Below are 4,923 nucleotides of genomic sequence, written 5' to 3'. Positions count from 1 at the left end.
TGAGGTGGTCAGTTACCTAATTTTCAGGGAAAAAGTCCAGGAATTTTACCCCCGATCCCTCCAATGGTAGGCACTTTTTGAGGTCAAAAAAGTCTAAAAGCCTTATCAAACAAAGTTTTTAGATTTATTCAGCAAACCCTAGGTAGAGGTAAAAGTATTCAAGAAATCTGTTCACGACAAACAGCGATTATCGGTGATCTTGCTTAGGGTAACAAAAAGGCTTACAGTAAAATGTACCATAAATTATCAAATCTACTAAATTAATTAAGCTGTGCCGAAAGTTGTTATTGCAGGTAACTGGAAAATGCACAAAACCCAGAGAGAAGCTCTGGAGTTTTTGCAAGATTTTAAATCCCATCTAGAGGAAACCCCGGACGACCGAGAAGTAGTTCTTTGTGCGCCTTTCACAGCTTTAGCTGTCCTCTCTAAAACCCTCCACGGTGGTCGTATTCGCTTAGGGGCGCAAAATGTCCACTGGGAAAAATCGGGGGCTTATACGGGCGAAATCTCGGCGGATATGTTAACCGAAATTGGGGTTCACTATGTGGTTATCGGTCACAGTGAACGCCGGCAATATTTCGGCGAAACCGATGAAACCGTCAATTTAAGGGTCATATCTGCCCAAAAACAAGGTTTAATCCCGATTATCTGTGTGGGAGAAAGTAAAGCCCAAAGAGATGCTGGAGAAACGGAAAAGGTAATTATCAAGCAAATTCAAGCAGGTTTAGTCAATGTTGACCAAAAAAACCTCGTTATCGCCTACGAACCCATCTGGGCGATTGGCACGGGAGAAACCTGCGAAAGCGAGGAAGCCAATCGGGTTATCGGTTTGATTCGGCAACAATTAGATAATCCCGAAGTAACCATTCAGTACGGTGGTTCGGTAAAACCCGATAATATCGATGAAATTATGGCTCAATCGCAGATAAACGGGGCTTTAGTCGGTGGGGCGAGTCTAGACCCCGCCGTATTCGCTAGGATTGTTAATTATCGTTAATCGATTTCTGCTGCCATGACGCTATTTTCCAAAACCCCGATGCCTTCTATTTCCACCCGAACCTTATCCCCCACCTGCAGCGGTCCGATTCCTTCGGGAGTTCCCGTTAAAATTACATCCCCCGGCAGCAGGGTCATCACTTGGGAGATATAAGCCACCAAGACATCGGGGGGAAAGACCATATCACTGAGATAACTGCTTTGTTTGGGTTCGCTGCCATCATTGAGAAAAGTGGTTAATTGGGCCCCGATACTCAATTCCCGGACAATCCAGGGGCCGAGGGGACAAAAACTGTCAAATCCTTTCGCCCGCGTCCATTGGCTATCTTTTTTCTGTAAATCCCTAGCGGTGACATCGTTAGCAATAGTATAACCCCAGATTTTACTTCTGGCCTGGGCTGTGGTGCAGTTTTTGGCGGTTTCTCCCATAATTAATGCCAATTCTCCCTCATAATCCACTCTTTCCGATTGGGGCGGATAAAAAATAGTTTCACCGTCGGCGATAATTGTCGTCGGTGGCTTGAGAAATAAAAGCGGTTCTTCCGGTACAGGTGTTCCCATCTCGGCGGCGTGGGCGCGGTAATTTTTGCCCACGGCAATAATTTTCGACGGGAAACAGGGGGCTAATAGTTGGTAGCTATCAGGTTCTAATTCTAGCTTGGTTAGTTGCCCTCCTTGCCAGGGAGGGGCATCAAAGACGGCAACGCTACGGTTTAGCTGTAACAGTCCGTAGAAGATTTGTCCTTGACGATGTTTCACTCGTACATAGCGTTGCGCCATATTTTTCTGGGAATGACTAGCGATCGACTCTCGGATAGTAGTATGATCATATATCCTTGCTTCTTTATTAAAAGCTAGAGAGTTATTAAAATCAATTAACCTCTGGCCTTGACAAAGAAGCCTTCTAGTCCATAAGGATTCTGAGATGAGCAATAACTACGAAACTCTTTACATTCTCCGTCCCGATTTAGGGGAAGAAGTCGTTCAGCAACAAGTGGAACGTTATCGGACTCTGATTACCGAACACAGCGCCACAGACATTCAAGTTAAGGTGTGGGGTAAAAAACGTCTGGCCTATCCCATCAAAAAACTCAATGATGGTGTCTATGTGCAGATGAATTATCAGGCAAGCGGCAAACAAGTCGCCCCCATGGAACGGGCCATGCGTTTAAGTGATGAGGTTATTCGTTATTTAACCCTAAAACTCGATCGCGTGGTGGCCCCCCCTGCGGATTTATCTCCCTTAACGGAAATTCCCCCCTCTCCTATCACCGAAGCGGTGGTGGAAGATGACGGTATCTCCGCTGAAGATTAATTATAGTCACAACTGTGTCGGATCAATGCCCAATTCGCGTAATCGGGCAAAAGCGCGATCGCGTTCTTGTTGTGCTTGGTTGCGTTCTTGTTGTGCTTGGTTGCGTTCCTCAAAGAGGGTTTCAGGGTCTTTAAATCGTTCCCCATCGGGATAAAAGACCTCTAAACCCTCTTCAAACATCTCAAACCGAATCCCTAGGATTGGGGAAGTCCAAGGAAAATTCAAGGCCGTTACTGGGAAAAAATCCTCTTGCTGATTGGCCCGTACCAATCCCCAGAAATCATGGGAGTCTGGGTCATAGAAAAACATTTCTAATACCCCATACTCCCGATAGAAAGACTGCTTTTTGAGCATTTCCCTGGCACTATTGCTCGGAGAGAGGATTTCAAACACTACCTGGGGAGCAATATTGTCTTCTTCCCATTGTTTATAGCTGCCGCGCTCACCAGGTGGACGGCCGAAAACTACCATGGCATCGGGAGCTTGACGGGGAGCGGGGGGTACAGTTACCTGCTGGGGATACCAGAGCAAATCTCCGGCGACAAAGACGGTTTGCCCTTTAAATAAATACTTGAGATTGGCAACCAAGCGAACAATCCAGCGATATTGAACTGTGTTGTCGGCCATAGGTTTACCGTCGGAATCAGGATAGAAAAGTTGGGGTTCGATGGGTGCTTGAACCATGCTTTATCTCTTGCGATCGCATTTTTGCCTAACTTTATTGTATCATCGCAAATCCTCGGATTGAAACCCCGTCCTTTTAGGACGGCTTTGCCTTAGACCTCCTGCCAAAGTTGTATAAGTAACTTAGAGTATTTTTAAGATTTGATAAATTTAACGGCAAGAGCTTGACATCTACAGACAAAAATGCTACGGTAGCGACCGCAACGCCATTTTTTAGGAGGCATTTAGTTATGGTATTAGCAAAACTGATTGATTGTCGGGGGGGGGTAAGAATAGCTTATCAAAAATAGCTATCGCTTCCTCTGCCATTGCTTTTAGCACTCTAGCAATATCACCAGTTCAAGCTGCTCAGCTAATTATTCCCAACACAACTGTTTTAGGGACTAATGTTTTTTCCGGGCCAACTTTCACGGTTTCTCAAAACTTTCTCCCGTCAGACACCTTAAGTGTTAATGTGTCTGGAACAGTAGATCTCTTTTTTGGAGAATTTACTGCTAATGCCGCAGGTGTTATTGTCTCACCCCAAACAACAAATACGGGAAATAGTCCAGGACAAACTGTCGCCGGTCCCAGAGGTCAACTATATGGTTCTCTACTCATTGGTAATAACACACTGGGATTTTTTCCTCTATTCTCAGCTACTCCCGCTAATGGTTTAGGTAATGCCAATCCACCAACAAATTTATCATTGTCTGGTGTGCCTTTATCCAGTATCTTTACAAATGTAGGCTTTACGGGTATTGCTAATGGCACTGTTCTTGAGTTTCGTGTCAATGATGGTAATCCTGATGGTAATAGCGGTCAATTTGTCATTTCCTCCCCTCCGCCATCTACCTCAACCCCTGAACCTAGCACAATTCTGGGCTTAGGTTTATTGGGATTTGGTGCTTTCTGCCAGCGCAAACTATCTCAAGGGAAGAAGTCAAAACAGGACAATTAAGTTGAGAACTTTGGGGTTTATCCCCCCTTAATCTTCCCTGAATAAGGGGGATATCTGACAGTTTTTAACACCTACCTACTTAGTATTAATCCGGTAGATATTCAGGATCGAGGATGTCAGTTTTGGCAAAAGGACAGACATCAGGAAAAGTTTTTTTATCTAACCCTGTTTCTCTAGCGGCAAGTAGGCAAGCATTTCGATAACACTTATCAAAAACTTCCTCAAAATATACCTTGAGACTGGGGCTATCTTCAAAAACGTCCAACAATCTCAAACATTGTTCGGTGATAGAATACTGCCAACTATGAGAACGTTTAGAGGGTTGATACTTCCATTTAAGCAGGTGAATCAATAGCTTTTCTAAATTACTTTTCAAAGCCTTTTTATCACTCCTACCCATTGCCTCAATTTCCTCAATCAGATTTTCTAAATCGAGGTACTCCCACTTACCTTCTTTAAGTAGGTTAGCAGTTTCTTCCACCCACAGATTAAAGTCTGTGTCATAAAGTTTCTTGGCAGTAGATAGCATATTAGGTTTCTCCTAACTCCTTCATCTGATTCGTGGGATAGGTTTGCAATCCATCCTAGCTAATGATAGTTTGCCGATTAGGGATAATAGGTGCATCCAGAGGTACAGGTTTCGCGGATTTCGACGGCATGAAGGTTGGGTAAACCAGCTTTTGCCAATTTTTCATAGATCCAGCGCGATAATTCTTCACTGGTGGGATTTTCTAAACCAGTGGTTTCATTGAGATAATGATGGTCGAGAAAATTATCGAGTAGTGGCTGTAAATATTGTTTAATTTCGCCAAAATCCATCACCATTCCCTGTTGTGAGCCTTGGGACTTTGACACTCCCCGCTCTAAAGAGACGGGGATTCTTGGTTCACAGAGATTACTTGCTTAGACAGAATTGCTTCTGAAAAAGTAGAGGTATTCTCTCCCCAAGCGTTTATTGGATCGAGCCCAAAGGTTCCGGTATGCCCTA

The 4,923-nt window shown here is 44.3% G+C and carries 6 protein-coding genes and 1 pseudogene; 3 read left to right on the top strand and 4 right to left on the bottom strand.

Features of this window, described 5'->3' with window-relative positions:
- Positions 1-271 precede the first annotated feature (271 nt).
- Positions 272-997 carry a triose-phosphate isomerase gene (tpiA, locus tag IM450_RS01330; RefSeq protein WP_080506938.1) on the top strand — a complete coding sequence of 242 codons (726 nt, stop codon included), beginning with the start codon at positions 272-274 and terminating at the stop codon, positions 995-997.
- On the opposite strand, the gene IM450_RS01325 is transcribed toward tpiA, so the two are convergent.
- On the bottom strand, positions 994-1,776 hold the full coding sequence (locus IM450_RS01325; RefSeq protein WP_043997825.1) for a fumarylacetoacetate hydrolase family protein: 783 nt from the start codon (positions 1,774-1,776) through the stop codon (positions 994-996). The two genes, tpiA and IM450_RS01325, sit on opposite strands and share 4 nt — an antisense overlap.
- A gap of 145 nt (positions 1,777-1,921) precedes the next feature.
- Here IM450_RS01325 and rpsF point away from each other — a divergent pair, with 145 nt between their 5' ends.
- Positions 1,922-2,311, top strand: coding sequence for a 30S ribosomal protein S6 (gene rpsF, locus IM450_RS01320; protein WP_004163403.1), 390 nt, complete (start codon positions 1,922-1,924; stop codon positions 2,309-2,311).
- A 6-nt stretch (positions 2,312-2,317) separates the two neighbouring features.
- Here rpsF and IM450_RS01315 read toward each other — a convergent pair whose 3' ends face one another.
- Positions 2,318-2,995: a Uma2 family endonuclease gene (locus IM450_RS01315; RefSeq protein WP_287667831.1), complete on the bottom strand. Its 678-nt coding sequence runs from the start codon at positions 2,993-2,995 to the stop codon at positions 2,318-2,320.
- A gap of 454 nt (positions 2,996-3,449) precedes the next feature.
- Here IM450_RS01315 and IM450_RS01310 point away from each other — a divergent pair, with 454 nt between their 5' ends.
- Entirely contained in the window at positions 3,450-3,935 is a 486-nt protein-coding gene (locus tag IM450_RS01310; RefSeq protein ID WP_287667822.1) for a PEP-CTERM sorting domain-containing protein, read from the top strand.
- 85 nt (positions 3,936-4,020) lie between these two features.
- Here IM450_RS01310 and IM450_RS01305 read toward each other — a convergent pair whose 3' ends face one another.
- On the bottom strand, positions 4,021-4,464 hold the full coding sequence (locus IM450_RS01305) for a DUF29 domain-containing protein (protein ID WP_287667819.1): 444 nt from the start codon (positions 4,462-4,464) through the stop codon (positions 4,021-4,023).
- A gap of 77 nt (positions 4,465-4,541) precedes the next feature.
- Positions 4,542-4,784, bottom strand: a pseudogene (locus IM450_RS01300) (6-pyruvoyl trahydropterin synthase family protein); the annotation flags it as partial.
- Between the last annotated feature and the right edge of the window lie 139 nt (positions 4,785-4,923).

This window comes from Microcystis sp. M083S1, assembly GCF_020246405.1.
In the GTDB taxonomy this organism is placed as follows: domain Bacteria; phylum Cyanobacteriota; class Cyanobacteriia; order Cyanobacteriales; family Microcystaceae; genus Microcystis; species Microcystis aeruginosa_C.
This window is presented reverse-complemented; position numbering and strand designations above follow the sequence as displayed.